This is a genomic window from Gemella sp. zg-570, from assembly GCF_018866345.1.
GTDB lineage: Bacteria > Bacillota > Bacilli > Staphylococcales > Gemellaceae > Gemelliphila.
On sequence record NZ_CP076443.1, the window covers coordinates 1043193 to 1069718 of the forward strand.

Sequence of the window (26526 nt, forward strand, 5' to 3'; positions counted from 1 at the left end):
AAGTTTAATAAAATTATATCACGGAATATTACTTTTAAAAAGAAAATAATAAAAACACAGAAATTAATCTGTGTTTTTATCAATATATACTTCTAATTTATTCGTGAATGTTATTTTAATATCAATTTTTTTATTATCAAATTTTTTTATTATTTCTTTTGCTAAGATGTTTTCTATATTTGCTTGTATAAATCTTTTTATTGGTCTTGCTCCAAAATTTTTATCATAAGATGATTTTGCAACCCACGTTAAAATATTATCGTCATAATATAAATTAATATTTTGATTATATAAACGTCCTGCCAAATCTTTTAATAATTTTCTCGTTATATCTTTTACATTATTTTCTGTTAGAGGATTGAATATTATTATATCATCTATCCTATTTAAAATTTCTGGTTTGAAATAAGTGTATAATTTATTTTTTATTATTTCTTTAGTCAATTCTGAAATTTTTTCTTCTGAATGATTTTCTAATAATTCTAGTGAACCTATGTTAGAGGTCATAATTATTATAGTATTTTTAAAATCAACTTTTACTCCTTTAGAATCTGTAAGACTGCCCTCATCCAATAATTGAAGTAAAATATTAAATACATCTGTATGTGCTTTTTCTACTTCATCTAATAATATTATAGAGTAGGGATTTCTTCTGACAATTTCAGTTAGTTGACCGCCCTCTTCATAACCCACATAACCAGGAGGAGCTCCAATTAATCTACTTACAGAATGTTTTTCCATGTATTCGCTCATATCTATTCTGACAATATTTTTTTCATCATCAAATAAATTTAAGGCTAAGGATTTTGCTAATTCTGTTTTTCCTACGCCAGTAGGTCCTAAGAATAAAAATGAACCTATGGGTCTATTCGGGTCTGAAATTCCTGCTCTTGACCTAAGAATTGCATTTGTTACACTAGCTACCGCATCATCTTGACCTAATACTCTTTCGTGTAAAGTTGCTTCTAAGTTTAAAAGTCTTTCTTTTTCTGTTTCTATTAACTTAGATAGGGGGATGCCAGTCATCTGACTTATTATGTAAGAAATATCTTCTTCTGTAACTTCTTGTTTTAAAAGTTTATTTTCATTTAAGTCTAATTCTTTTTCTAAATTTGATAATTCATTTTCTAATTTAGGTAAGGTTGCATATTTTAATTCTGAGGCTTTTTCAAGATTATAAGAATTTTCTGCCCTTTCTAATTCTAGTTTAACCTTGTCAATTTCATACCTAATCTTACTAAGAGCTTCAAGTTTTTCTTTTTCTTTGTCAACTTGTAGTTGTAATTTTTTTTGTTTTTCTCTTAGTTCTGCTAGTTCTTCTTTTACTCCTAAAATACGTTTTTTAGAAATTTCATCATTTTCTTGGGATAGGGCTTTTTCTTCTATTTCTAAGAGCATTACTTTTCTGTTAATACTATCTAATTCAACAGGGTTAGAAGAATTTTCTGTTTTAATAGTCGCACATGCTTGGTCTATTAAATCAATCGCCTTGTCTGGTAAAAATCTATCCGTTATGTACCTATTAGATAATTTACTTGCTGAAACTATTGCCCTATCTGAAATTTTTACATTATGATATATTTCGAATCTTTCTTTTAAACCTCTTAAAATAGAAATTGTATCATCAACATTTGGTTCTTTTACTAAAATCTTTTGGAAACGTCTTTCTAGGGCTGAATCTTTTTCTATATAATTTCTATATTCATTAAGTGTGGTTGCACCTATACAACGTAACTCTCCTCTGGCTAGCATAGGTTTTAAAATATTCCCAGCATCCATGGCTCCGTCTGTTTTACCAGCACCTACTAGCATGTGAATTTCATCAATAAATAAAATTATATTGCCATTATGTTCCTTAATTTCTTCTAAAACTGCTTTTAATCTTTCTTCAAATTCTCCACGATATTTTGCACCAGCAACCAAACTAGGTAAGTCTAATTCAAAAACAGTTTTATTTTTTAGTGATTCTGGAACATCACCTCTTACAATTCTCTGTGCTAATGCTTCAACAATAGCCGTCTTTCCGACACCTGGTTCTCCTATTAAAACTGGATTGTTTTTTGTTTTTCTCGATAGTATTCTAATTAAATTTCTAATTTCATCATCTCTACCAATCACCGGGTCTATCTTACCTGTTTTTACTTCTTCAACTAAATCACGACCGTATTTTTCTAAAACTTCATAAGTGATTTCTGGATTATCATTCATTACCTTTTTACCTCCTCTAATTTTTTCAATTAAAATTATTAAATCTTTTAAGCTAGATACCTTATCTAAATATTTTTTAAAAATAGCATTCTTAATATATGCCCCTAAAAGTAAATGCTCAGCAGAAAGAAATTCATCCTTATTTTTTTCTCTATACTTGTCTGCTTCATTTAATAAAGCTATTAAATCATTTGACATATAAGCCCCATAATTTATATTTTCTCCAACAACATCATTTATTTTTAATAATTCTTGTTCTAATTCATATTTTAAACTTTTACTATCAATATTTATTCTGTTTAAAATATCTGAAAATAAATTTTTTGACTTAAGAGCTGACAATATTAACATATCTGATGTTATATTTTGACTTTTTATTTCTAAGGCTTTTTCTTGTGTTTTAGCTAGAATTTCTTTTACAGCAAGTGTCATTTTATCAATATTAATCATAGAAACCTCCTTAACAAATTTATAATTTTTATTTTGACCTTTTTTGACTTTAAAATTATTATACAACCTCTGACCTTTTTTGACAATACTTATTTTTCAATTTTACAAAAAAAATTATTAATGTTAAAATTAAATTTATAATATTAAAATTAGAATGGAATTTAAAATGAAATTTGTTGCTAAGGAAGATTACAAGAGTGTAAGATTATTTTTACAAAATTTTTTAATGCTGTCGAAAAAAAATATTCATAAAATTAATATGGAAAAAGAAGCAGTAACATTAAATGGAAAAATCGTTAAATTAGAAGAGACTGTCAAAAAAAATGATGTAATAAAAATAAATATTATTTTAGCTAAATCAAAATATAAAATTAATGATGAAATAAAAATTACAAAAGAATATGAAGATGATTTTTTACTAGTTGTTTCTAAACCCTTCGGAATAAAAACTCATCCTAACGATAAAGAAGTAGAAGATAATACACTGCTCAACTATTTAATAAAAGACTATATTTATTTAGAACCAATACACAGATTAGATACCGATACTTGCGGGCTTGTAATTTTTGCTAAAAGCCCCTTAATTAAATCAAAACTAGATTATATGCTGGAGAAAAAATATATAAAAAGATTTTACTCGGCTATTATAAAAAAATATATAAAACCTCAACAAATTATGACAAATATAGGTAGGGATAGAATAGAAAAAAATAAAATGGCAGTGGTAAGTCAAGGTAAACAAGCTATAACTAATATTCTTTCATGTGAAAAATTAAATAAAGATTTTTATAAAGTTTGTATTTCATTAGAAACAGGAAGAACTCATCAAATAAGAGTTCATCTAGCACATCTAAATTCTAGCATTGTTGGAGATAAACTTTATTCAAAAGATTTTTATAAATTTAAAAATATGTACCTGGGTGCATTAAAATTAGAATTTAATCATCCTGTAACTAATAAAATTATTTTGATAACTTCTTCATTGAAAAATGATTTTGATAAAATAATAAAGTAGCAGATATTTTTTTACCTACTACTTTTTATTTATTCAAATTTTATTTTAAAAGAAATTATTAATGCCATTAAAGCTATAAACGAAGATACATAAAATACTAGCTGTGTGCTAGTATCCCAAATAGAACCTACGACATACATTCCTATAAAAGCCGATAATTGAAAACAAATAGAACTATATAGGCTTTGCATATCCAGAGTTTTATCAACTGAAAATTTACTATTTAATATTAAAACAAAAGCTAGTTGTGCAAGTGCAAAAGTTATTGCGTGAGTAACTTGTGTTAGTGCAAAAATATATACATTTTGAAAAATACCGAGTAAGAACCATCTTAAACTTGCAATAAAACAAGAAAATAATAATAAATTTTTAGCTTCAACTTTGCGAACAAGTTTACTAGAAAAAATAAAAAAAATAATTTCTGAAATTACAGATATATTTACCACTAAACCCGTAAGCCATTTCTTAGAAATATTAAGACTTTCTATATAAAGTACGCTGTAATTATTGTAGGCTGAATGACTTAATTGTAGCAAGAAATAAACTAAAATAATAAGTATTGCATTATAGTCATTTTTCATCCAAGAAAAAGATTTTTTTCTTTATTTTCATTGCCGTAAACTTTTATTGTATCTACTAATTTAGGCATTTTTGAACATATAAAAACACAATAAAGTCCTACAAGAAATACCATAGCATAATATATAAAATCATTATTAATGTAATATAATACTGCCCCGACAGAAATACCTATTAACATAAAAGAAAAAGAACCAAAAACTCTAACTTTACCATAATCAATACCCGCTTCTTTTAAAAATATTGACGCTGTTGTTTCTGTAAGTGGCGTTAGGGTGAAAAATGTTATTCCTATAAGAAATGTAACTACTATTAAACTTAATTTACTATCTGTAAAACCGTACATAAGAGTAGCTAAAAATCCGCCTATTGATATTATCCTATATGATTTTTTCATTCCAAATACTCTTATTAAATATGATGCGAAAAATACTCCTCCTAAAAATCTAGCTAGATAGACCATAGAAAAAATACCACTTGCTTCTAAAATAGAAAGTTTTTTCACTCCTGTTAAGTAAACTAACCAATATTGAAAAAATACTCCTTGAACTGCATATTGTAAAAAATAATTAATTGCCAACCAATTTTTTGCTTTCATTTTATCACCTACTTAATAAGGTATATCTGGGCTAAAACAACAACTAAATTCATTAAAGAATGAGCTATTATCGAAACAGATATTCTACCAGTAATTTTATATAAAAAACAAAATAATATAGATAGTGCTATATATAATAACATGACTGGTGAAAATCCATCGTGTGGAATAGCAAAAAGTATACCAGATAATACCGCTGCAAATAAAAATCTTATCCATTCGTATTTGCTATATAAAATATCATAAAGATAACCAAATATAATTTTTCTAAATACTAATTCTTCTAAAATAGGTGCTAAAATCAATACATAAATTGAAAATATTGGTATTTTTTTTATTATTTTTACGATATCTGCTGTGTTTTGACTAGCAACTTCAAAACCAAAAATTTTTGAAAATATCTGTAATAAAATACCTATACATATTTGTAGCAAATACATGGCTAAGAAACCAAGTATTGAAAAAAATATTGACATTAGTATATTATATTTACTTCCCTCTTTTTCAATAGAATTAATTTTATATTTACTTGTAAAAAATATAATTATAACTGCTGCTAAAAAATTATATAGTAGCATTAAATTATAAATCATTTCAGTATTATTTATTTTAAAATATTTTACACTAGAATAAGGAAGAACTATTAAGGACAATAGATAAATTCCAACAAAAACTAAAACAGGTAAAATTTTTCCATTTTTAAAATTTAATTTCATTATAAATCACTCCAAAAAATTATTAAATTATCTTGTATATTTATTTCTTAAAAATTTAACGTAGTAGCTTGTCATTAATATTGAATAAATACCTAATCCTAAAACCCACGATATCCATAAACCTGAAACTCCAATTTTTTTTATATAAACTAAATAGTAAGCTAGAGGTAGAGCGAAAATATAAAATCCTACTATCTGCGAAAAACAAGTAGGTAAAACTTTTTTATAAGCTCGTAAAACTCCAACTAAGGAAGCTGAAAAAGAATCAAAAATTACAAATCCTACAACAAATATTAATAAGTCTTTTGCAATTATTACAAAACTTTCATCACTTCCGTATAGATATGGTATTTTAGACCTAAATATTAATATTAGCACTGCCGTTATTACAGAAAATATTATCGAAACTAAAGTTCCAATATTTACATATTTATTTGCTAGCTTATAATTTTTAGCTCCTAAGTGATAGGATACAACTATGGTTAAAGCACTAGAAATACTCATGGGTAAAGAATATAAAAAACCTGCAAAGTTAAGAGAACTTTGGTGGGCAGCAATGGTATAAGTATCAAAAATACTTATCATGATTGATAAGGCTGAAAACATAAAAGTTTCAAGTAAAACTGCAAGCGACATGGGTAGTCCTAACTTAAATATTTCTGGCCAATGTTTAAATTTTATTTTCTCTATTTTAAAAATATTATATTTTTTTATTTTAGGATGATTTAATATTATAAAAATTGCCAAGAACAAAGAAAATATGTAGGTGATGTTTACCGAGATGGCAATACCTACTCCACCAAATTCATAAAAACCAAACTTACCAAATATCAAGGCATAGCTAAGTAAAATATTTACTGGAACATATATAAACATCATAATCATAGAAATTCTAGTCAGTCCCAAACTATCAATAAAAGACCTCAATGTTACATAAAGAGTTATTGGTATTAAACCATAACTTTGATATTTTAAAAAATTTTTAGTAATTCCTGAAATTTCAGAAGAGATACCCAACTTATCAACCAAAACTTCTGAAAATAAATTTAAGATTACTGCTATTACAGTTGAAATTATTAAGGCTATGTATATAAACTGTCTAAGCTTAGTAGGTATTTCACTTTCTCTACCTTTGCCAACTAAATGAGAAACTATGGGAACAATAGCAACTACCAAGGTAGAAATAACTGAGAAAATAGGATTCCAAATATTAACTCCCATACTAATACCAGCCAAATCTTTTGAACTATAATGTCCAGCCATAAATGTTCCTATCATATTAGATGAGTATGATATCATCTGATAAATTAATACTGGAAATAATAATTTTATAAAAATTATTATTTGTTCTTTTGTATTTTTACCCTCGTACATCTTTAAACTCCTTTATAAAAATAAACCGACTAATGACTTAGTCGGTTAAAATAAAAACAAATATGCAACCAAGAGTTGAATAGCTAACACAACCGTTAGTTTAGTCGCCAGCTCAACCTTGACAAATACTCACACCCGTAAAAAATTACTTAATGCTGCTTCATTCCTGACCTGACATGGTTCATAATTATTACGTCATAAGATGCCTCAATCTCAACACCACGTGCTAAACTCGTCATCACGCAAACTACCCGAATCTTGGTATTCAGCCTTGCTAAAGCGGATTGCAAGTACAGGGCACCGCTAACTCCCCACCTAGCAAATAACATTATAACAAATTGAAAAAGAAATTGCAATGTAAAATGTTTTGTAAAATATTTTATTTATAAAAATAGTGGATATTTTTCTTTATTTTTGCTCGGTTTATTAACTAAATCTTTGAATATATTTACACCCAATCCTGCAAGTAAAAATATTACAAAATAAAATAATAAATATAGTATATCCCCTGTAGCCGAAGGATAATATACTCCGCCTACCGCTTCTCTCATAAGCGACACAGCATAAGTAAATGGAATTTTAGGATACAGGGTTTGGAAAAATTGTGAAGTCATTTAAATAGAAATGTAGAACCTGACCTCCCCATTTGTAATACAAGTAGTATTATACAAATAGCTTTACCAACATTTCCAAATATTGAAACTATTGTATGATATTCTGAATTATCAATATTAGTAATAATACTTTTAAATTTTTCTTCTCTTGATATATTCTCACCTACTCATTTTATATTAACACTTAAAATTTTAATTTTCAAACAAAATTTAGTTTTATAATTTTAAAATTAACCCAGTTGACGTGCAGATTATATTAATTTATAATCAAATAAAATATATTTTTAGGAGAATATAATAATGAAAGTTCTAATAACTGGTTTTGAAGCATTTGGCAATGATAAACTTAATTCATCTGCAGAAATAGTGTATAGATTGCCTGATAAATTAAATGATATTTTGCTAATTAAAAAAATAATTCCAACAGTATTTAACAAGAGTGCAGAAATGCTAAAAAAAGAAATAGATTCACACAAACCAGATATAGTAATTTGTGTTGGTCAAGCTGGTGGTAAAGACAGAAAAAAAATAGCTGTAGAACGTGTTGCAATAAATATTGATGACGCAAGAATAGCAGATAATGAGGGTAATCGACCACTTGATAAAATCATTCAAGAAAATGGTTCAACTGCCTACTTTTCTACCTTACCTATAAAGGCTATATACTCTGAATTAATAAAAAATAATATTCCTACTGAAATTTCTAACAGTGCTGGAACATTTGTTTGTAATCATATAATGTATCAATCCCTATATTTATCTAACACAAAATATAATTTCAAAACAGGATTTATTCATATTCCATATATCAAAGAACAAGTACACGATGACCAAACACCATATATAGAAATTGAAAAACTTGTTCAAGCCATAAAAATAATAATTTCTACTTCCTTAGAATACCACAATAAATCAGATTTATTATTAGAAGCTGGCAAGGAATATTAAAAACGAATATTAATATAAACTAAAAATTCGATTTTTGTTTTATTTAAAATTCAAAAAACATAAAAATTTATTTTAAAGACGAATATTTTTATTTTTTATAAAATTCCTTTACAAAATTTTAAAATTAATGTAATATATTTATGGTTTAAATAACCAAAATTCAAAACTTTGGAGGACGACCATGATTAATGATATGAGAATTTTTGACTATGAGGATGTACAATTAATTCCGAACAAATGTATAGTTGAAAGTAGGTCTGAATGTAATACAGAAATTAAATTAGGAAATAGAACTTTTAAATTACCAGTAGTCCCTGCAAATATGCAGACTATTATAGATGAAAAACTTGCTGAAGAATTAGCAAGCAAGGGTTATTTTTACATAATGCACAGATTTAATCCAGAAAGAAGATTAAATTTTGTAAAAAGAATGAATGAACTAGGATTATATTCATCTATAAGTATTGGTATCAAACCAGTAGAATTTGATTTTGTATTAGAACTTAAAGAAAACAATTTAATTCCTGAATACATTACAATAGATATAGCACATGGGCACTCAAATAAAGTAATTGAAATGATTAAATTTATAAAAGAACATTTACCAACTTCATTTGTAATAGCAGGAAATGTTGGAACACCAGAAGCTGTTCGTGAATTAGAAAATGCTGGGGCAGATGCGACAAAAGTTGGTATAGGACCAGGAAAAGTTTGTATAACAAAATTAAAAACAGGATTTGGTACTGGAGGTTGGCAACTAGCTGCACTTCGTTGGTGTCAAAAAGCTACAAGTAAACCTATAATTGCAGATGGTGGAATAAGAAATCATGGAGATATTGCAAAATCTATTAGATTTGGTGCAGCATTCGTTATGATAGGTTCTCTATTTGCTGGTCATGAACAAAGTCCAGGTGAAACAATAGAAATTAATGGTGAAAAATTTAAAGAATATTTCGGAAGTGCTTCTGAATTCCAAAAAGGCGAAAGAAAAAATGTTGAAGGTAAAAAAATTCTAACTTCACACAAGGGAGATTTATTTGCTACCTTAATAGAAATGCAACAAGATTTACAATCTTCAATTTCTTATGCTGGTGGAAAAAATTTAGCTTCTCTTCAAAAAGTAGATTATGTTATTGTTAAAAATTCTATTTTTAATGGTGATAGATAATAAAACAAAAAGGAAAGATAAAAATATCTTTCCTTTTTTACTTTTTTGTAAGTATCCAACTGTAAATAATTTTTTTGTTATTTTTTGTTGATATACTTTCTATTTTTTTATATTAAATTATTTTTGTGTATCTACAATATATCAACGATTATATTGTACAAGTTTTATTTTATCCAGAATTTCTTAATCCTGTTGCTATTCCATTTATAGTTGTATGTATAGATTTTTTATAAGAATTTATATTATTAAATCTATTTCTTTTAATTAATTCTATTTGTATATAATTTAAGGTATTAAAGTAAGGCAATCTATTTTTTAAACTGTAACGTAAATAATCATTATCTTCTAATAATTCCTTATGATTTTGAATAGCTAAAATCACATCTTTTGTAATCTTCCATTCATTATGAATAATCTCAAATACTTTTATCGTATCATCTTTACCAGATAATTTTGCATATTCTTTGGCTATGGTCATATCTGTTTTTGCAAGTACCATATCAACATTTGATAGTAATGATTTAAAAAACGGCCATTCCAAATACATTTTTTGTAAAATTGATAAATTGTTTTTATCTTTTTTTATATAATTTGCAAAAGAAGAACCTACTCCGTACCAACCTGGGAGCATTACCCTATTTTGCGACCAAGAAAATACCCAAGGTATTGCTCTTAAACCACTTATTTCTGTAATTATTTTTCTAGCGGCAGGTCTTGATCCTATATTTAAACTAGAAATTTCTTTAATCGGTGTTGCATCAAAAAAATAATCATAAAAATTCTTATTATCAAAAACTAAATCTCTATATAATTTATAACTATCTGACACTACTTCATTCATTACATCTTCATATATTTTTTTTGTATTATATATTTCTAAACTACCTGTAATTCTATCAATAGTTGCAGAGATAAGAGTTTCTAAATTGTAATAAGCAGAATCTTTGTTGCCGTACTTAGTACCTATAACTTCTCCTTGTTCTGTTATTCTAATTTTATTATTTAAACTTCCAAGTGGTTGGGATAATATAGATTCATAGCTAGGGCCACCACCACGACCTACTGTTCCTCCTCTACCATGGAAAAATGTTATATTAATATTAAATTTTTTACCTAGTGAAGAAAGTTGCTTTTGAGCCTTATACAAGGTCCAACCAGAAGATAAATATCCTCCATCTTTATTACTATCAGAATAACCTAGCATAATTTCTTGATAGGTATTATTATCTTCTACCCAAACTTTAACAACATCTATACTAAGATAATCGGTCATAACTTGAACAGAATTTCTCAAGTCTTCTATTGTTTCAAAAAGAGGAACTATTTGAATCCTAGAAAATTCTTTTTCTACAAGCCCTACTTCTTTAAGTAAAACTGACAACTCTAACAAGTCTGACACACTTGTTGTATGAGATATTATACTTTGTTTAATTATATCATCTCCAAGTTTATCTTTTAAAATTCTAGCTTTTTTAAAAATTTCCAACTCTTTTTTTAGTATTTCTGATTTTGCAATATTTGTAGCTGATAATAATCTAGGGTCTTCTTTTATTTGTCTTAGCAATATTTTACATTTTTCTTCTTCTGAAAGTGAAGAATAATCTAATTCAATATTAGCTGATTTTAATAACTCGGCAATACACTCTTCATGTACACTTGAATCTTGACGCATATCTATACTAGCTAAGTGAAAACCAAAGACATCTATTGCTTGTAATAATTCTTCTAAATCACCTTCTACTAAAGTTTTTCCGCCATTAATTATCAAAGAATTTTTTACAACAAGTAATTCATTTTTCAATTCTGATGAATTTTTGTAATAATCTTTAGTATTTTTATTACTTAGTTCATCATCTTCAAATAGAATTGCTTGTGTATTTTCTAATTTAATACTTATTTGATACAGGGCTTTTCTGTAAGGTTCTTTTTCCCTAAATTCCGAATTGTCAGATGAATTTTTTGCTAATAATTCTAGTTCTTCTGTTGTAGCCATTAAATTAGTTGACATAGAGTAGGCTCTGTATAAATCAAATATTTTTTCTTTGTAGTAACTAATTACAACTTCAAATTGTAATCTAGCAGCAGTTTCAAGAGTTTCTGCTGTTACATAAGGATTTCCATCTCTATCTCCTCCTATCCACATGCCCATTGTAATAGGAGATACATTTTCTAAATTTATATTCTTTTCTTCTGCTAATTTTTTGTATTTTATTGATAAACTCGTAATAGCTTGCAATAATGAAGTATTGTAATATTGCATTACATTACTTATTTCATTGGGTACTTTTAATTTTTTTTCACGAATAATATCTGTTTGTACAATTATTTCTATATATCTTTTTAATTCTTTGTACCATTTTTCTTTATTTATTAAACCTAATTTTACATCTCTGTGTTTTCTTAATAAATTATGAATTTTATTATTCAAATCGAGCATACTCTTACGCTGAACTTGTGTAGGATGAGCGGTTAAAACTGGTACTATATTAACTTTTTCTAATATTTCTTTACAATTATCTAGTTTAGAAACATCTTCTATCGTTTTTGATAATTTCCCTAAATATAATTCGTCAGTATTATTTTTATAATTTATTTCATAAGCCAAATCAACATCTTCAGAAATATTTATTAGTAGTGGTAATAAAGAAAAATATCTAGCAACTATTTCTATTTCTTCATTATTTAGCAACTCAACTTTTTTCTTTAAATCTTTATAATATGATATGTCTGCTAATATTTTTATTTCTTTTATTTTATTTAGAGTTTCTTCTGTGGCAATTTTCTTAGTAGCAGAATCTAATAATTCTGTTAGTATTTCTATTTCTTCATTAATAATATCTTTGTTATTACTACTTTCTAATTTTTTAATAGCCAACACACTCACCTCATATATAAATATTTAATACTAGAGGAGTTAATCAAAAGACTAACTCCTTTTTATTAATTTTCTTCCAGTATTTCTTCTTTTTCTGCTAAAGTAACCGTAGCAACTTTTTGACCGTCAACAAGATTTATTAATTTTACTCCTGTTGCAGTTCTTCCTAGTGTATTCAATACAGAAATGTCAATTCTTATAATAATTCCTTGGTCTGTCATTATCATTAAATCTTCTGTTCCTGAAATTGATTTAACAGAAACTATTTTTCCTGTTTTTTTAGAAATTTTTGCTACCTTTATTCCTTTTCCTCCACGGTTAGTAACTCTAAATTCATTTTCTTTAGAGATTTTACCTATACCATTTTCTGTTACAGTTAATATTTTTTTAGCCTTATTTATTATTTGCATACCTACTACATAATCATCAAGAGCTAATGTTATCCCTTTAACACCTCGACTAACTCTACCCATTTGTCGAACCTTATCTTCATTAATTCTTATAGCTTGACCTCCAGCCGTTACTATCATAATATCATCATTTTTAGTAACTTTCTGAACTTCTATTAAGGTATCATTTTCATCTAATTTTAAGGCTATTTTGCCTTTTTTCATTATACTTGCGTAATCTGCAAGATTTGATTTTTTTATAATTCCGTATTTAGTAACAAATACTAAATTAGTATCTGACTCCTGTAAATCAGAAATAGCTATTATTGAATTTACTTTTTCATCTTTATCTATTTCTAATAGATTTATTATAGGTATTCCTTTTGCTTGTCTACTCATCTGATTAATTTCATAACCTTTCAGTGTGTAGACTTTTCCTCTGTCTGTAAAGAATAGTATATGGTCATGAGTTGAACAAGTTAGCATATATTCAACATTATCTTCATCATTTGTAGTCATTCCATTTATGCCACGTCCACCTCTACCTTGAGATTTATATGTACTTGCTGCTAAACGTTTAATGTATTGATTATATGATAGAGTTATTACTATTTGTTCTCTCTCTATTAAATCTTCATTTTCTATTTCATCTATTTGACCTTCTACTATGATACTACGACGTGCGTCTTTATATTTTTCTTTAATTTCTAAAAGTTCATCTTTTATTATTTGAAGAACTCTATCATCATTATTTAATACATCTATTAAATCTTTAATTAATTCAATAAGTTTATTGTACTCATCTTCTATTTTGTAACGTTCCAAGCCTGTTAAACGTTGCAATCTCATATCTAGTATTGCTTGTGCTTGCAATTCAGATAAATTAAAGTTTACCATAAGTTCATTTCTAGCTTCTTCAGTTGTTTTAGATGCTCTAATTAATTCGATTATTCTATCAATATTATCTAATGCTATTCTCAAACCTTCTAATATATGGGCTCTGTCTTGTGCTTTTTTTAAGTCGTATCTAGTTCTACGAACAATAACTTCTTTTTGGTGTTCTAAATAATGATATAAAACTTCTTTTAAATTTAAAGTTTTAGGTTTTCCATTGACAAGCGCAACCATATTAACACCAAAAGATGACTGCAAAGGAGTTAGTTTGAATAAATTATTCAAGATAACATTACTATTAGAATCTCTTCTAAGTTCAATTACTATTCTAATTCCCTCTTTTAAATTACTTTCATCTCGTAAATCTGTAATTCCTTCTATTTTTTTATCACGTGCTAACTCTGCAATTTTTTCTACAAGTTTTGCCTTATTTACTTGATAAGGTATCTCAGAAATTATAATTCTTTCTTTACCATTTTTCATTTGTTCAATTTTAGTTTTACCACGCATTATTATTGAACCACGTCCAGTGTGATAAGCCTTAGAAATCCCTGATTCCCCTAAAATTAAAGCTCTTGTTGGAAAATCTGGTCCCTTAATTTTAGTCATTAATTCTGGTATTGATATTTCTGAATTATCTGCCAAGGCAATAACACCGTCAATAACTTCCCCTAAATGATGAGGAGGTATATTAGTTGCCATACCCACAGCAATACCAGAACCACCATTTACAAGTAAATTTGGTATTCTAGCTGGTAAAACTTTTGGTTCTTTTGTTGAACCGTCATAGTTATCTTGGTAGTCAACAGTTTCTTTATTTATATCTCGAACCATTTCAGCTGCAATTTTACTTAATTTTGCTTCGGTATAACGCATTGCTGCTGCACTATCTCCGTCAATAGACCCAAAGTTCCCTTGACCTGCAACCATTGGATATCTACTATTAAAATCTTGTGCTAAACGAACTATTGTTCCGTATGTTGCAGAATCTCCGTGAGGGTGATATTTTCCCATAACTTCCCCGACAACTGTGGCTGATTTTCTAAATGGTTTATCGTGTGTTAATCCTAGTTCGTTAAATGCGTAAAGTACACGTCTATGAACTGGTTTTAAACCATCTCTTACATCAGGCAAGGCTCGTGATACTATAACACTCATTGAATAATCTAAAAATGAATTTTCAATTTCAGTAGTTATATTTCTTAAAGTAATATTTTTATCTTCCATTTTTATCCTTTCATACCTACTAAATATCTAAATTAACAACATTTAGGGCGTTATCTTCAATAAATTTACGTCTAGGTTCAACTTTTTCACCCATAAGAGTATCAAATGCAGCATCAGCTAGCATAGCATCATCAATACTTACTTTGTACATACGTCTACTTTCTGGATCCATTGTTGTTCCCCAAAGTTCTGAAGCATTCATCTCTCCAAGTCCTTTATAACGTTGAACAGAATATTTTTTATCTCCAGCATATTCTGCTATATCACGTTGCAATTCTTCATCATTGAATGAATAATAAACTTTTTTACCAACTTTTAATCCGAATAATGGTGGTCTTGCTATGTATATATGTCCTGCGTCAATTAAATCTTTCATGTATCTAAAGAAGAAAGTTAGTAAAAGTGTTCTGATATGACTTCCGTCTACATCAGCGTCGGTCATTATTACAATTTTGTGATAACGTAATTTATCTACATTCATGCCTTCGCCTATACCCATCCCAGCAGCTGTTATTAATGACCTGATTTCATCAGAAGCTAGAACCTTATCAATTCTTACTTTTTCTACATTTAGAATTTTTCCTCGCAATGGTAGAATAGCTTGGAATTTACTATCTCTTCCTAATTTTGCACTACCTCCTGCCGAATCCCCTTCTACTAAGAATAATTCACATTCACTAGCGTCTTTGCTAGAACAATCAGCAAGTTTACCAGGTAAATTAGTAAATTCTAAAGCATTTTTACGTCTGGTAGATTCTCGAGCTTTTTTAGCTGCTATTCTAGCATGTGAAGCCTGTAATCCTTTTTCAATTATTATTTTTGCAATTTTAGGATTTTCTAATAAAAATCTGTCAAATTCTTCTGAAAATAATCTATTAGTTATTGTACTCATTTCTGAGTTACCAAGTTTTGTTTTAGTTTGTCCTTCAAATTGAGGATTAGGATGTTTAACTGATATTATGGCAACTAAACCTTCACGTACGTCATCTCCAGTTAGTGCTTCCTTGTCTTTTATTAAATTATTTTTTTTACCGTAAGAATTAATTATTCTTGTCAAGGCAGTTTTAAATCCAGATTCATGAGTTCCTCCCTCATGAGTATTTATATTATTTGCATAGCTTAATACTGTGCTTGAGTAGCCTGAATTGTATTGCATAGATATTTCTAATTCTTTTCCTTCTAATGAAGAATGTACATAGATAGCTTCATGTAAGGCATCTTTATTTTCATTAAGCATTTCTACATATTCAAGAATACCTCCCTCATAGTAAAAAGTTTCTTTTCTTTCTTCTTCTAATCTTTCGTCTATTAAATTTATAGTTATACCCTTATTTAAAAATGCTAATTCACGAATACGACCTCTTAATATATCATATTCATACACTGTTGTTTCTTGAAAAATTTCAGCGTCAGCCTTAAATCTTATAGTTGTTCCTGTTTTATCAGTATCACCTATTACGCTTATATCTTGAACAACATCTCCTCTTTCAAATTTCATGGCATGAATCTTACCGTTTTTATGAACATAGGCTTCTAAGTGAGTTGACAAAGCATTAACCACACTAGCCCCTACTCCGTGAAGACCACCAGATACCTTGTATCCTCCTCCACCAAATTTACCTCCAGCGTGCAAGACTGTTAAAATTACTTCTAGGGCTGGTTTGCCTGTTTGTTCTTGAATGTCAACCGGTATCCCCCGTCCATTATCTTCTACTCTTATCCAATTATCTTTTTCGATAGCAACAGTAATATGGTCGCAATATCCAGCTAAGGCCTCGTCAATAGAGTTATCAACTATTTCCCATACAAGATGATGTAAACCTCTTGAGGAAGTAGAACCTACATACATACCCGGTCTTACCCTAACGGCTTCTAAGCCTTCTAAAACTTGAATTTGGTCTGCATTGTATTCTTGATTTTTTATATTTTCTGTCATTATTATTCCTCTCTAAATACTAATTATTCTCTATTTTACCATCTTTTATATAAAATATTTTTGCATTATCTAACAAATCTTCTTTTATATCATTTATTGATGGAGTTGTTATAAATGTTTGTATTTTGCTGTCTATACTTTCTAATAATTTTTTTTGCCTTTTTTTATCAAGTTCACTTAAAACATCATCTAATAGTAATATAGGGTAATTTCCTGTTTGATTTTTTAAGAAATTTATTTCAGCAAGTTTTAAAGATAATACAATACTTCTTTGTTGCCCTTGAGAAGCATATTGTTTAGCATCAAGGTCATTTATTGTAAATAGCAAATCATCGTGATGAATACCTACTTTTGTATTGCCATTATTTATATCTTCATCTACCTTTTTCATAATACTTTCACATAATATTTTTTCATCTATATTAAAAATATCCTTGTATTCTAAACCTAAATTTTCTAATATAGATGACTTGTAAATTATATTAAGATTTTCTAATCCGTCTGTTATTATATTCATGTTATTTCTTGCTAGTATAGCTATATTTTCTACAAATTTATACCTTTCAGTAGTAATATACAAGGCTAATTTAGATAGTTGTAAGGTCAATGATTCTAAATAAATTTTAGACATTTCATCATTTCTATTTTTTCTCATGTCTTTTAAAAAGGTATTTCTCTGTTTTAGCAGATGTTTGTACATAATAGAATACTTATAATAAATTTTTGAAAATTGGTAAAATTCCCTATCAATAAAATCTCTTCTTATAGAAGGAGCTCCTTTTACAAGTTGTAAATCATCTGGATAAAATAAAACTGTATTGAGTTCTCCTACAAAATCTGTGAGTTTATTTTTTCTTATACCAGAAATTTTGGCATTCTTGCCCTTATTATTCATGGCAAGCATCATATCTTTTTCTTGACCTTCTTTTTCTATGACACAAGAAATGCAGGCGGCTTCTTCTCCAAATTTTATGCATTCAAAATCTCTTTTAGTTCTAAAACTTTTACCTAAGGACATAAAAAAAATAGATTCTATTATATTTGTTTTTCCATTTGAATTATCTCCAACTAAAATATTAAGCGAAGGATGAAAATCCAAATATAAACTAGAATAATTTCTAAAATATAATAAACTTAAATTTTTAATTTTCATATTTTTATTCTATTAAAAACTCTTTATCATTAATTTTAACAACATCACCACTATATAATTTCTTTCCTCTGCGATTTTCTAATTCATTATTTAGGAAAACTTGCTCGTTTGCTAGAAAGAACTTTGCTTCCCCTCCGGAATTTATAAAATCTTCTATCTTAAGAAATTGTGTCAATGTTATATACTCGCCATCTATAAAAACTTTTTTCATATATTCTCCTTAAAAGATATTTAAAATATAAATAATAGATATGCAATTAATTTTGAATATAAAACTAAATACATAATAAGAATGTATAAATATATACAAATTTTACTCATAAATTGTATCATATTTCACATATTTTTTCAATTTATTGCCTGCTTATATCCTTGTTATTAATATATTGTTCTATTATTTAAAAATTGTTCTATTATTTAAAATTATAATAATTACATTTTCTGTAACCTTTTACATTTACAATATTAAAATTGTATTATATAATTAATTTAAGGTAGGTGATTTATATGAAAATCGAAAAAAAGATTGAAAATATTTTAAACGATAAAATTATCAACACCATAGAAACCAGCTATGGAATAACAAATAAAAATTATATTGTAGAAACAAATGAAAATTCTTATTTTTGTCGTATTCCAAAGGATACTCTTTTTATAAATAATAAGGAAAATGAAAAAGAAGCTCTTGATATTTTAAAAAATGAAGACTACTTTTTAGAACCTGTATACTATGATAGTAATTTGTTAATAACACAATTTCAAAAAAATGCTAAAACATTTATATCTAATAAAAATTTGTCTAGCATAGTAGAAATTTCAAAAATTTTAAAAAGTTTACACAAAAATAAATTTCAGGCAAATAATAAATTCAATCCAGTAGAAACATTTGAAAAATATTTGTATCAGGTAGAAAATTTTGAAATTGATATAGAAAAATACCTGCCCCTAGTAGAAGAATTTAAAGAATTATATACACCAGATAGGTTGTGTCATAACGACTTGGTAGAAGGCAATTTTCTTTTTACTAAAAGCAAAATATATTTGATTGACTTTGAATATGCTGGACAAAATGATTATTATTTTGATATTGCTAGTTTCATATCTGAAAATGATTTAAACTATCAAGAAACTGTAACATTTTTACAATCTTACTTTGGAGATGAAATTTGTGATTTTGAAAAATTAGATATTTTCTTAAAATTTGAAGATTTACTTTGGTATACTTGGGCATGGTTGCTCTATGAAAAACGTGGAGAAGAAATATACAAAACTATAGCTGAAGATAAATTTAATAAATTAAAAAAACCAAGAAAAATTATTTACTAGGAGAAATACATGAATTTAGGACAAATAGGCTTTGGAACATATAAAATTACAGATGAAGAAAAAGGAATTGAAGTTATTCAATTCGCCTTAAAAAATGGTTATAAAATAATTGATACGGCTTCATTTTACGGCAATGAAGAAATTATTGGTAAGGCTACTGAAAATTTTAATAAAAATGATTTTTTTATTACTACAAAAGTATGGCCGAGCGATTTAACTTATGACGGAGTAATGCGTTCATTTGAAAAAAGTTATAATAATTTAAGAGAAAAAATTGATTTGCTTTTAATACATTGGCCTCACCCAGATAATTTTATTACTGGCTATAAGGCATTAGAAAAATTAAAAGAAGATAGGTTGGTAAAAGAAATTGGGGTTGCTAATTTTGAAATTAGACACTTAGAAGCCTTAAAAAATCACTGCAATATTAAACCCTATCTAAATCAAGTGGAAGCTCATCCCATGCTTGCTCAAAATGAATTGGCAAGATATCTAAAAAATGAAAATATTAAATTGCAGGCTTGGTCTCCAACTGCTCGTGGTCAGTATTATGATAACAAAATTATTCTTGATATAGCAAAAAAACATAATGTTACTCCAACTCAAGTAATCTTGAATTGGCACCTAGATCGAGGATATCACCCAATACCAAAATCATCAAATCCTAAACATATCATAGAAAATATAGAAAGTACTAATTTTAAAATTGGTGAAGATGATTTAATGAAATTAAATTCCTTAGATGCTGGTTTAAGAGTAGGACCACATCCAGAATTATTCCCTTATGAATAAAAATTAAATTTAATATTTTTAATATGAATTTTATAAATAAAAACACTAGTTAATGACAGTCTTAGACTCAGCATTATAAAAATAAGGATCTCTCTTAAATAGAGTATCCTTATTTTAATTTTTTTTTATATTTTTCAAGAAAACCCGGTTCAGTCAAATCACTATTTTTGAGAAATGATTTGAATTGTATTTTGTCTTTTCGGTATAAAACACCTAATATTATTCTAGCATCATGTTTAAATTCACTTGTATTAATTGGATTACGAGTTCTATCAAACCTATCTTCCCCATGAGAATATTCATTATTTATGCGCTGTATAAAAGGAGAATTTTCTTTTCCGAAATATTTAAGAATTTTCTTATCATTTTCCATTTTATAATTAGGGAATTTAAAATATAAGAGAATTTCAATGAATTTCCTAGCGTTATTAGGGAAATTATAAAAAACTCCATAATTGCCTTCATCCTCATTCTCCATCGCAACTTTATAAATCTGTTCGAAGAGAAATACGAATTCTGTTACTTTATTAGATAAATGTTTAGGCAATTTTTTGATGAAACTTCTTGACGGTGCGGTCTCAGCTTCTTTTATTTTTTCTATTAGATAATAGTCTTTTTTAGCAGAAAATCTATTAGTATATTTCAAAAAATCCAAATTATGAGTAGAGAGAAAATACTGTAAAAATTCTTTTTTCTCAAGAAGTCTAAAGATAAGATTGTATATATAGAAAATATTATTTTCATCCAGACTAGAAATCGGATCATCTATAAATAATATAGTTTTCGATTTTTCTTCATCCGACAAACTTTCTAGCCTTGCGATATAGTAAGCAAAAGCAATTAACGATTTTTCACCTTCGCTTAAATTATACGCTCTTTCTTCATTACGAGAAACTTCGAAGTATACACCCTCCTCATCATCAACAGATTTTAAAGAAATTTCTGAATGTGCTAATGAATTTTGAAGTATCATATTGATGCGTCTTACTGCTTCAGATTCTGATTTTAAACTACTTTCACGTTCTAAAATATCATTCTCGAATCCTTCTTTCTCTCTCTTTAAGCTTTCCTGTTCATCAGTTTTTGTTTTTATATCTTCTTGAAGTTGGATAATTTTTTGAGATAGTCTGGTAAATTCAGATATGGAAAATTCTTTTGCAATATAATATCTGCGAAGAAAATCTATGCTTTCTATTTTTCTCTTCTCAAAAGTCTCTATCTGTTTAATAGTGCTATCGTATAACGAATCGATATCAACTTGAATTTCAGAAAATTCATTCCATTTTAAATTATCAATTTCAATTTTTGAAAAAATATTCCGTTGTTTTTCCGAAATTTTTGATTCAAGTGTTTTCAGAATTTCTTTTCTATTTTTAATAATATTTCTAATATCTTTGTTTATATTTTGAATACTGGATGTGGAATCCTTAAAATAATCATCCTTATTAATATATGGAAAAGAATCCAACCTTAGGGAATCCAACCTTAGGATTTCTGAGTTTACCCTACCGTTTTGCAGTGATAATTCATTTTCTAAAGAGCTTAACTCATCAGAAAAAGCCAACTTTAGTTTTTCAATAAAACCACTATCAATACTATTACCGCAAAAAACACATTTTTCTGGATTTTCCCCATGAATATCTACACCATCTTTAATCCAATTTATTTTATCTGGATTATTTTTATATTCATCTAAAATATTACTTACGGAGACAACTTTAGATAATAGTTTCTTCGTATTTTCTAAAAATAATGTGAAATTAAAAGTTGCATCAAAATTAACTAAATCTATCTTTTTCGGTTTACTTATATTTTCTTCAAGAATTCTTGTTTTTGCTTGTTCAATTTTCTTCTCTAGCTCAATAACAGCTGCTGTATCTTCTGGCGATGGAAAAATAGGAAAACGAGATGAATGTTTTTCGAACTCCTCCTTTATATTCCGTATATCGTATCTTTTAGCAATTACAACTGATGGATTTTTTTGATTTTTTATTTTTGAAGCAGTCTTACTTAATTTCGAATTTAAACTTTCTTCCTCACTCTTAAGTTCCTTTGATTTTTTTTCTATATCCAACACAATCTCTGATAATTTATCTTCTCTAGGTTTAATCTCATTTAATGTTATATATTCAATTTCCTTTAATGTTTTATTAGTATCTCTACCTATAGAAATTTGGAAACTATTTAATTTATTATCATTATGAAGATAAATATTGTCATCAATAAATCGCTGATTAAAAACTTTGCAGGTTATAGGTAATGTGTGAGTTTTTATTTCATTTGATTTGATAACTGTATGATTAGCTAATTTGATTTCAAAATCTATGTCTTCGTACTTTTCTGGAAGTTGCTTGAGTTCAATGCTTTGAAAAATTTTCGAATAGGTAGTTTTTCCAGAATAGTTTCTTCCAAAAAAAATATTTACTCTTTCAGCTTTAAAATCATTTCCTATACCTGATCGATCATGCTGTTTATAGTTTTTGTAGCAACCGAAATTTTTAATATCAATTTTTTTAATTTCTAAATCTAACATAGTTTATACCTCTCTTTTATTATATCATATAGAAATAGCGTCAAAAGGACATATACGCAAATTACTTTTTGAGTAAAAAATCATTCCAATCAGTTTTTGAATCATGTTGACGAAGAAAATTCTTTTAATTCCGTAAAATGAGACTTTGTAGATTCACCTATCACACGACATACTATGGAACACCTTGTCTAGATTTATCGGCTTAACTCATGGTTACAGGAGACCTCAAATCTTAATTTCTGACTTAACTCCAAACAATGAGAAAATAGTTTGAATATATCCAAGTTTATGGCAAAAATTTCAAAATATGCACAAGTTTCAGAATTAACCGTTGAAATGGTAAATAAACTAATTAATATGATTGTAAGTCATAAAACGACTATCACAAAGAGCATCCTAATCATTCAGATAGACATTATTTTATCGAAAAACTAAAATGCTAGGTGTCAGTTCAGCTCATGGCTAGTGTTTTTTTATTGAACCATATTTATTTTACTTCTTTTATTGTTAAAAAGTCAGTAGGAGAAAAATTACCTTGTTTTGAATCTCCTCCTAGTGTTACTAATACATAATCTCCCTCACTAGAAAGATTATTATTTTTAGAGAAAACAGGTGCTTTTTCTATCATTTCTTCCATCGTTAATTTTTTATCTTCAATATCAGTATAAACTCCCCAAGTTAATGATAATTTTTTAGCAGATTTATTATCAGGAACTATGGCTAATATTGTAGCTTTAGGTCTATACTTAGCTATAAATCTTGCAGTTTTACCCGATTTTGTATATGTTACTATATTTCTTGTATTTGTTTGTTCGATTAAATATTTTGAAGTAAGGCACATAGCGTGAGATAATTCCATATCTGCTATTTTGTATAGTTCACTTTCTTTTTCATTTCCATAGCTTTTATCTATATGGCACACTATTCTATTTAAAGTTTCTAAAGATTTTTCTGGATAATAGCCAGTAGCAGTTTCTTCAATTAATAATATTGCATCTACTCCATCTATGGTTGCATTAGCAACATCGGAAACTTCTGCCCTAGTCGGTCTAGGATTATATACCATAGACTGTAACATCTGTGTTGTTAAAATAACTTCCTTGCCTGCAAAATTTGCTTTTCTTATTATTTCTTTTTGAATTATTGGCAAGTCTTGTAGTGGTAAATCCATTCCCAACTCATCACGATTAATCATTATTGCATCGCAATTTTCTAAAATATCATCAATATTTTCATAAGCATTTTTTGAATCTATTTTTACAATAAGACCTATATTAGAATTTCTTTGTTTAAAAATATTTCGGATATTTATTATTTCATCAATATCACTGATAAAAGGAGTAGCCACAAAATCTACATCTTCATTAATAGCATAATATACATTATCCAAATCTATTTTAATTAATTTATATTTATTTTCAGCATATATGTGGTCTAAATCATAAATTATCGCTATATTATTTTCTTTACTAAGTTCCTTAACTTTTTTTATTCTAGCAGAATTTTCTTCTCTTGAGCCATAATAATTATCTATTAAAACTGCATCCGCTAATTTATTTTTTAAAATATTTTCTAATTTTTCGTCTGTACTTTGACCCAAAGTTGCAATTACTTTTACTTTTCTTTTTATCATATTAAGTTTCCTCTTAAATAATATTTTTTATCTATTATTTATTTTACCATAAACTAATATTTTTTGCTATATTTTTCAGATTAAATCATTATTTTACAAGCATTGTAACCGATTATTATATTTTTTAAATTATTATAGTCTTTTTTCTATTTACTTCTGAATTAACATGGTCTAAATATTCTTTGAATAAATTTTCCATTTCTTCATAAGTATTCAGTTCATTAAGACGGGATTTGATTTTAGCTCCTCCTTTTATTCCCTTCATATAATAGGCTGCGTGTTTTCTCATTTCATGAACTGCAACTTTTTCAGGTTTAATTTCCATAAGTCTTCTCAAATGTAATAAGCAAACATCTATTTTTTCTTCGGCTGATGGTTCAGGTGTCAATTCTCCAGTTTCTAAATATTTTACAGTACGGTATAACATCCAAGGATTTCCTAGTGCTGCCCTTCCTATCATAACTGCATCACAACCTGTTTCTTCTAGTCTTTGTTTAGCCATTTCAGGTGTGATAATATCTCCATTACCTATAACTGGAATTTTTAATTTTTTCTTAGCTAATTTTACATAGTCCCAATCTGCAAAACCACTATACATTTGTACTTTTGTTCTACCGTGAATAGCTATTGCTGAAGCTCCAGCATCTTGACATTTCAAAGCATTTTCTAATAAATATATGTGGTCATCGTCCCAACCTATTCTCATTTTAACGGTAACTGGTTTTTCTACTGCCTCTACCACTCTTGACACAACATCATAAATTTTATTAGGGTCTAGTAATAACTTGCTACCCGAATCACTTTTTGTTATTTTTGGTACTGGACAACCCATATTTATGTCTATAATATCTGCTTGAGTATTTTTGTCAACATATTTTGCAGCATCTACAAGAGTTTCTGCTTCTCCACCAAATATTTGCAAACTCAGAGGTTTTTCTCTCGGGTCAATATATAGCATATTCATTGTTTTCCGATTATTAAATAATATAGCCTTATCACTAACCATTTCTGCACATACTAAACCTGCTCCAAACTCCTTAGCCGTCAACCTAAACGCAGAATTACAAACTCCAGCCATTGGTGCCAAAACAACCTTATTAGGAATTACTATATCTCTTATCTTAAACATTTTATATCCTCTTTCATCTATATATTTCTATATTATCTTTTATTTGCTCTAACCAATAAGATATTTTTTTATTTTCAATTAATATATCACCACAAATATCTAACATTGGCAATAAAACAAAATTTCTTTTTTTTATAAAAGGATGAGGTATTTTCAAGACATCATTACTTAGTTTAATATCATTAAATAATAATATATCTATATCTATTGTTCTATCTCCCAAATATTCCTTTCTAACTCTTCCTAATTTACTTTCAATTTCTTTTATTATCTCAAGTAATTCATCAGGGCTAGCAGTAAAATCAATTTCTACACAATTATTTAAAAATGTATTTTTAGCAACACCACCCCAAGCTGATGTTTTATAAATTTTACTAACTGCCTTGATTTTTATATTATTATGATTACCTAATTCTTCAAGTGCTTTTTTTAAATAAAATTCTTTAGGTTCTATACTACTCCCTATTCCCAAGATAATCATTATAAGACCTCAAATTCTTCTCTACTCATTTCAATATATGCCCCACAAGAATTAAATTTTTTGTCTATGGGTGCATTAGGTTTATTTACAGTCAATTTTATATTATTTATTAAAGCATAATCTAAAAATATTTTTTTTATTATTTCATAGGATAATTTTTCTAATAAATTATACCTATTAGAAACTGCAACACTAGTAAGAGTGTTCACTATATCAGCATAACTGACACTGTATTCTAATAAATCATCTATCATAGCTTTTTTATAATCTAAATCACAGACAATATCAAAAATAAATTTTTGCCCCAAAGTATTTTCTTCTTTAAAAACTCCATGATAAGCATACACTTCTATTCCTTTTACATAAATACTATTTTTCAAAATTTTACCTCATAATTTATTTTTCAGAATAACTAGTATATTTTAACATAAAAAATATATTTTCTCTATTTACAAATATTAAAAACGACTTGACCAAGATAGCCAAGT

Annotated in this window: 22 protein-coding genes and 1 other RNA gene; 6 read left to right on the forward strand and 17 right to left on the reverse strand. The window is 27.3% G+C overall.

Going from position 1 to position 26526, the window contains the following annotated elements; translation table 11 throughout:
* Window positions 1-63: 63 nt before the first annotated feature.
* Window positions 64-2655: an ATP-dependent Clp protease ATP-binding subunit gene (locus tag KMP11_RS05290; RefSeq protein ID WP_305798416.1), complete on the reverse strand. Its 2592-nt coding sequence runs from the start codon at window positions 2653-2655 to the stop codon at window positions 64-66.
* A 169-nt stretch (window positions 2656-2824) separates the two neighbouring features.
* Between KMP11_RS05290 and KMP11_RS05295 the strand changes: the two genes are divergently transcribed.
* Entirely contained in the window at window positions 2825-3673 is an 849-nt protein-coding gene (locus KMP11_RS05295) for an RluA family pseudouridine synthase (protein WP_215755772.1), read from the forward strand.
* A gap of 29 nt (window positions 3674-3702) precedes the next feature.
* Here KMP11_RS05295 and KMP11_RS07675 read toward each other — a convergent pair whose 3' ends face one another.
* The 6 genes from KMP11_RS07675 to KMP11_RS07685 all read right to left on the reverse strand — a co-directional run bounded on the left by KMP11_RS07675 (window position 3703) and on the right by KMP11_RS07685 (window position 7554).
* A complete protein-coding gene (locus KMP11_RS07675) occupies window positions 3703-4254 on the reverse strand; it encodes an MFS transporter (protein ID WP_252344643.1) in 552 nt (183 codons plus the stop codon).
* Window positions 4251-4850, reverse strand: coding sequence for an MFS transporter (locus KMP11_RS07680; RefSeq protein ID WP_252344642.1), 600 nt, complete (start codon window positions 4848-4850; stop codon window positions 4251-4253). Before KMP11_RS07680 ends, KMP11_RS07675 begins: the two co-directional genes overlap by 4 nt.
* A gap of 8 nt (window positions 4851-4858) precedes the next feature.
* Window positions 4859-5566: a CPBP family intramembrane glutamic endopeptidase gene (locus tag KMP11_RS05305; RefSeq protein ID WP_215755771.1), complete on the reverse strand. Its 708-nt coding sequence runs from the start codon at window positions 5564-5566 to the stop codon at window positions 4859-4861.
* A gap of 27 nt (window positions 5567-5593) precedes the next feature.
* Window positions 5594-6940, reverse strand: coding sequence for an MATE family efflux transporter (locus tag KMP11_RS05310; protein WP_215755770.1), 1347 nt, complete (start codon window positions 6938-6940; stop codon window positions 5594-5596).
* A gap of 60 nt (window positions 6941-7000) precedes the next feature.
* Window positions 7001-7264: signal recognition particle sRNA large type (ffs, locus tag KMP11_RS05315), an RNA gene on the reverse strand.
* Window positions 7265-7323: 59 nt separating this feature from the next.
* Entirely contained in the window at window positions 7324-7554 is a 231-nt protein-coding gene (locus tag KMP11_RS07685) for an ABC-2 transporter permease (RefSeq protein WP_252344641.1), read from the reverse strand.
* Window positions 7555-7854: 300 nt separating this feature from the next.
* Between KMP11_RS07685 and pcp the strand changes: the two genes are divergently transcribed.
* Window positions 7855-8502, forward strand: coding sequence for a pyroglutamyl-peptidase I (gene pcp / locus KMP11_RS05325; protein ID WP_216279648.1), 648 nt, complete (start codon window positions 7855-7857; stop codon window positions 8500-8502).
* A gap of 193 nt (window positions 8503-8695) precedes the next feature.
* The gene (guaC, locus tag KMP11_RS05330) at window positions 8696-9670 is read left to right on the forward strand and encodes a GMP reductase (RefSeq protein ID WP_371741374.1); all 975 of its coding nucleotides are present in this window, start codon (window positions 8696-8698) and stop codon (window positions 9668-9670) included.
* A 169-nt stretch (window positions 9671-9839) separates the two neighbouring features.
* On the opposite strand, the gene ppc is transcribed toward guaC, so the two are convergent.
* The 5 genes from ppc to yaaA all read right to left on the reverse strand — a co-directional run bounded on the left by ppc (window position 9840) and on the right by yaaA (window position 18355).
* Entirely contained in the window at window positions 9840-12545 is a 2706-nt protein-coding gene (ppc, locus tag KMP11_RS05335; protein ID WP_216279650.1) for a phosphoenolpyruvate carboxylase, read from the reverse strand.
* A 65-nt stretch (window positions 12546-12610) separates the two neighbouring features.
* Window positions 12611-15055 carry a DNA gyrase subunit A gene (gyrA, locus tag KMP11_RS05340; RefSeq protein WP_215755766.1) on the reverse strand — a complete coding sequence of 815 codons (2445 nt, stop codon included), beginning with the start codon at window positions 15053-15055 and terminating at the stop codon, window positions 12611-12613.
* A gap of 19 nt (window positions 15056-15074) precedes the next feature.
* On the reverse strand, window positions 15075-16991 hold the full coding sequence (gene gyrB / locus KMP11_RS05345; protein WP_215755765.1) for a DNA topoisomerase (ATP-hydrolyzing) subunit B: 1917 nt from the start codon (window positions 16989-16991) through the stop codon (window positions 15075-15077).
* A gap of 19 nt (window positions 16992-17010) precedes the next feature.
* Window positions 17011-18144 carry a DNA replication/repair protein RecF gene (gene recF / locus KMP11_RS05350; protein ID WP_215755764.1) on the reverse strand — a complete coding sequence of 378 codons (1134 nt, stop codon included), beginning with the start codon at window positions 18142-18144 and terminating at the stop codon, window positions 17011-17013.
* Between the two features lie 4 nt (window positions 18145-18148).
* A complete protein-coding gene (yaaA, locus tag KMP11_RS05355; protein ID WP_215755763.1) occupies window positions 18149-18355 on the reverse strand; it encodes a S4 domain-containing protein YaaA in 207 nt (68 codons plus the stop codon).
* A 296-nt stretch (window positions 18356-18651) separates the two neighbouring features.
* Between yaaA and KMP11_RS05360 the strand changes: the two genes are divergently transcribed.
* Together KMP11_RS05360 and KMP11_RS05365 are read left to right on the forward strand one after the other, a co-directional pair.
* Window positions 18652-19470 (forward strand): choline kinase family protein, encoded by an 819-nt coding sequence (locus tag KMP11_RS05360; RefSeq protein ID WP_215755762.1) that lies wholly within the window; start codon window positions 18652-18654, stop codon window positions 19468-19470.
* 9 nt (window positions 19471-19479) lie between these two features.
* Window positions 19480-20262 (forward strand): aldo/keto reductase, encoded by a 783-nt coding sequence (locus KMP11_RS05365; protein ID WP_215755761.1) that lies wholly within the window; start codon window positions 19480-19482, stop codon window positions 20260-20262.
* A gap of 109 nt (window positions 20263-20371) precedes the next feature.
* On the opposite strand, the gene KMP11_RS05370 is transcribed toward KMP11_RS05365, so the two are convergent.
* Window positions 20372-22795, reverse strand: coding sequence for an AAA family ATPase (locus KMP11_RS05370; protein WP_215755760.1), 2424 nt, complete (start codon window positions 22793-22795; stop codon window positions 20372-20374).
* A gap of 270 nt (window positions 22796-23065) precedes the next feature.
* Between KMP11_RS05370 and KMP11_RS05375 the strand changes: the two genes are divergently transcribed.
* Window positions 23066-23230 (forward strand): DUF4368 domain-containing protein, encoded by a 165-nt coding sequence (locus tag KMP11_RS05375; RefSeq protein WP_215755759.1) that lies wholly within the window; start codon window positions 23066-23068, stop codon window positions 23228-23230.
* Window positions 23231-23282: 52 nt separating this feature from the next.
* Here the strand turns inward: KMP11_RS05375 and KMP11_RS05380 are convergent, their stop codons facing one another.
* From KMP11_RS05380 to folB, 4 genes are all read right to left on the reverse strand, one after another.
* The gene (locus KMP11_RS05380) at window positions 23283-24428 is read right to left on the reverse strand and encodes a pyruvate kinase (RefSeq protein WP_252344640.1); all 1146 of its coding nucleotides are present in this window, start codon (window positions 24426-24428) and stop codon (window positions 23283-23285) included.
* 124 nt (window positions 24429-24552) lie between these two features.
* Window positions 24553-25557 carry a tRNA dihydrouridine synthase DusB gene (gene dusB, locus KMP11_RS05385; protein WP_216279651.1) on the reverse strand — a complete coding sequence of 335 codons (1005 nt, stop codon included), beginning with the start codon at window positions 25555-25557 and terminating at the stop codon, window positions 24553-24555.
* Between the two features lie 13 nt (window positions 25558-25570).
* Window positions 25571-26038, reverse strand: a complete 468-nt coding sequence (gene folK / locus KMP11_RS05390) for a 2-amino-4-hydroxy-6-hydroxymethyldihydropteridine diphosphokinase (protein WP_215755757.1) — start codon at window positions 26036-26038, stop codon at window positions 25571-25573.
* A complete protein-coding gene (gene folB / locus KMP11_RS05395; protein WP_215755756.1) occupies window positions 26038-26418 on the reverse strand; it encodes a dihydroneopterin aldolase in 381 nt (126 codons plus the stop codon). The genes folK and folB overlap by 1 nt, the downstream gene beginning before the upstream one ends.
* Window positions 26419-26526: the final 108 nt, after the last annotated feature.

What these genes read in the sequence shown, in the direction of transcription:
- KMP11_RS05295 (WP_215755772.1), top strand. Translation starts at nt 2,825, where the DNA reads ATGAAATTTGTTGCTAAGGAAGATTACAAGAGTGTAAGATTATTTTTA.
- KMP11_RS07675 (WP_252344643.1), bottom strand. Translation starts at nt 4,254, where the DNA reads ATGAAAAATGACTATAATGCAATACTTATTATTTTAGTTTATTTCTTG.
- KMP11_RS07680 (WP_252344642.1), bottom strand. Translation starts at nt 4,850, where the DNA reads ATGAAAGCAAAAAATTGGTTGGCAATTAATTATTTTTTACAATATGCA.
- KMP11_RS05305 (WP_215755771.1), bottom strand. Translation starts at nt 5,566, where the DNA reads ATGAAATTAAATTTTAAAAATGGAAAAATTTTACCTGTTTTAGTTTTT.
- KMP11_RS05310 (WP_215755770.1), bottom strand. Translation starts at nt 6,940, where the DNA reads ATGTACGAGGGTAAAAATACAAAAGAACAAATAATAATTTTTATAAAA.
- KMP11_RS07685 (WP_252344641.1), bottom strand. Translation starts at nt 7,554, where the DNA reads ATGACTTCACAATTTTTCCAAACCCTGTATCCTAAAATTCCATTTACT.
- pcp (WP_216279648.1), top strand. Translation starts at nt 7,855, where the DNA reads ATGAAAGTTCTAATAACTGGTTTTGAAGCATTTGGCAATGATAAACTT.
- guaC (WP_371741374.1), top strand. Translation starts at nt 8,696, where the DNA reads ATGAGAATTTTTGACTATGAGGATGTACAATTAATTCCGAACAAATGT.
- gyrA (WP_215755766.1), bottom strand. Translation starts at nt 15,055, where the DNA reads ATGGAAGATAAAAATATTACTTTAAGAAATATAACTACTGAAATTGAA.
- gyrB (WP_215755765.1), bottom strand. Translation starts at nt 16,991, where the DNA reads ATGACAGAAAATATAAAAAATCAAGAATACAATGCAGACCAAATTCAA.
- recF (WP_215755764.1), bottom strand. Translation starts at nt 18,144, where the DNA reads ATGAAAATTAAAAATTTAAGTTTATTATATTTTAGAAATTATTCTAGT.
- yaaA (WP_215755763.1), bottom strand. Translation starts at nt 18,355, where the DNA reads ATGAAAAAAGTTTTTATAGATGGCGAGTATATAACATTGACACAATTT.
- KMP11_RS05360 (WP_215755762.1), top strand. Translation starts at nt 18,652, where the DNA reads ATGAAAATCGAAAAAAAGATTGAAAATATTTTAAACGATAAAATTATC.
- KMP11_RS05365 (WP_215755761.1), top strand. Translation starts at nt 19,480, where the DNA reads ATGAATTTAGGACAAATAGGCTTTGGAACATATAAAATTACAGATGAA.
- KMP11_RS05370 (WP_215755760.1), bottom strand. Translation starts at nt 22,795, where the DNA reads ATGTTAGATTTAGAAATTAAAAAAATTGATATTAAAAATTTCGGTTGC.
- KMP11_RS05380 (WP_252344640.1), bottom strand. Translation starts at nt 24,428, where the DNA reads ATGATAAAAAGAAAAGTAAAAGTAATTGCAACTTTGGGTCAAAGTACA.
- dusB (WP_216279651.1), bottom strand. Translation starts at nt 25,557, where the DNA reads ATGTTTAAGATAAGAGATATAGTAATTCCTAATAAGGTTGTTTTGGCA.
- folK (WP_215755757.1), bottom strand. Translation starts at nt 26,038, where the DNA reads ATGATTATCTTGGGAATAGGGAGTAGTATAGAACCTAAAGAATTTTAT.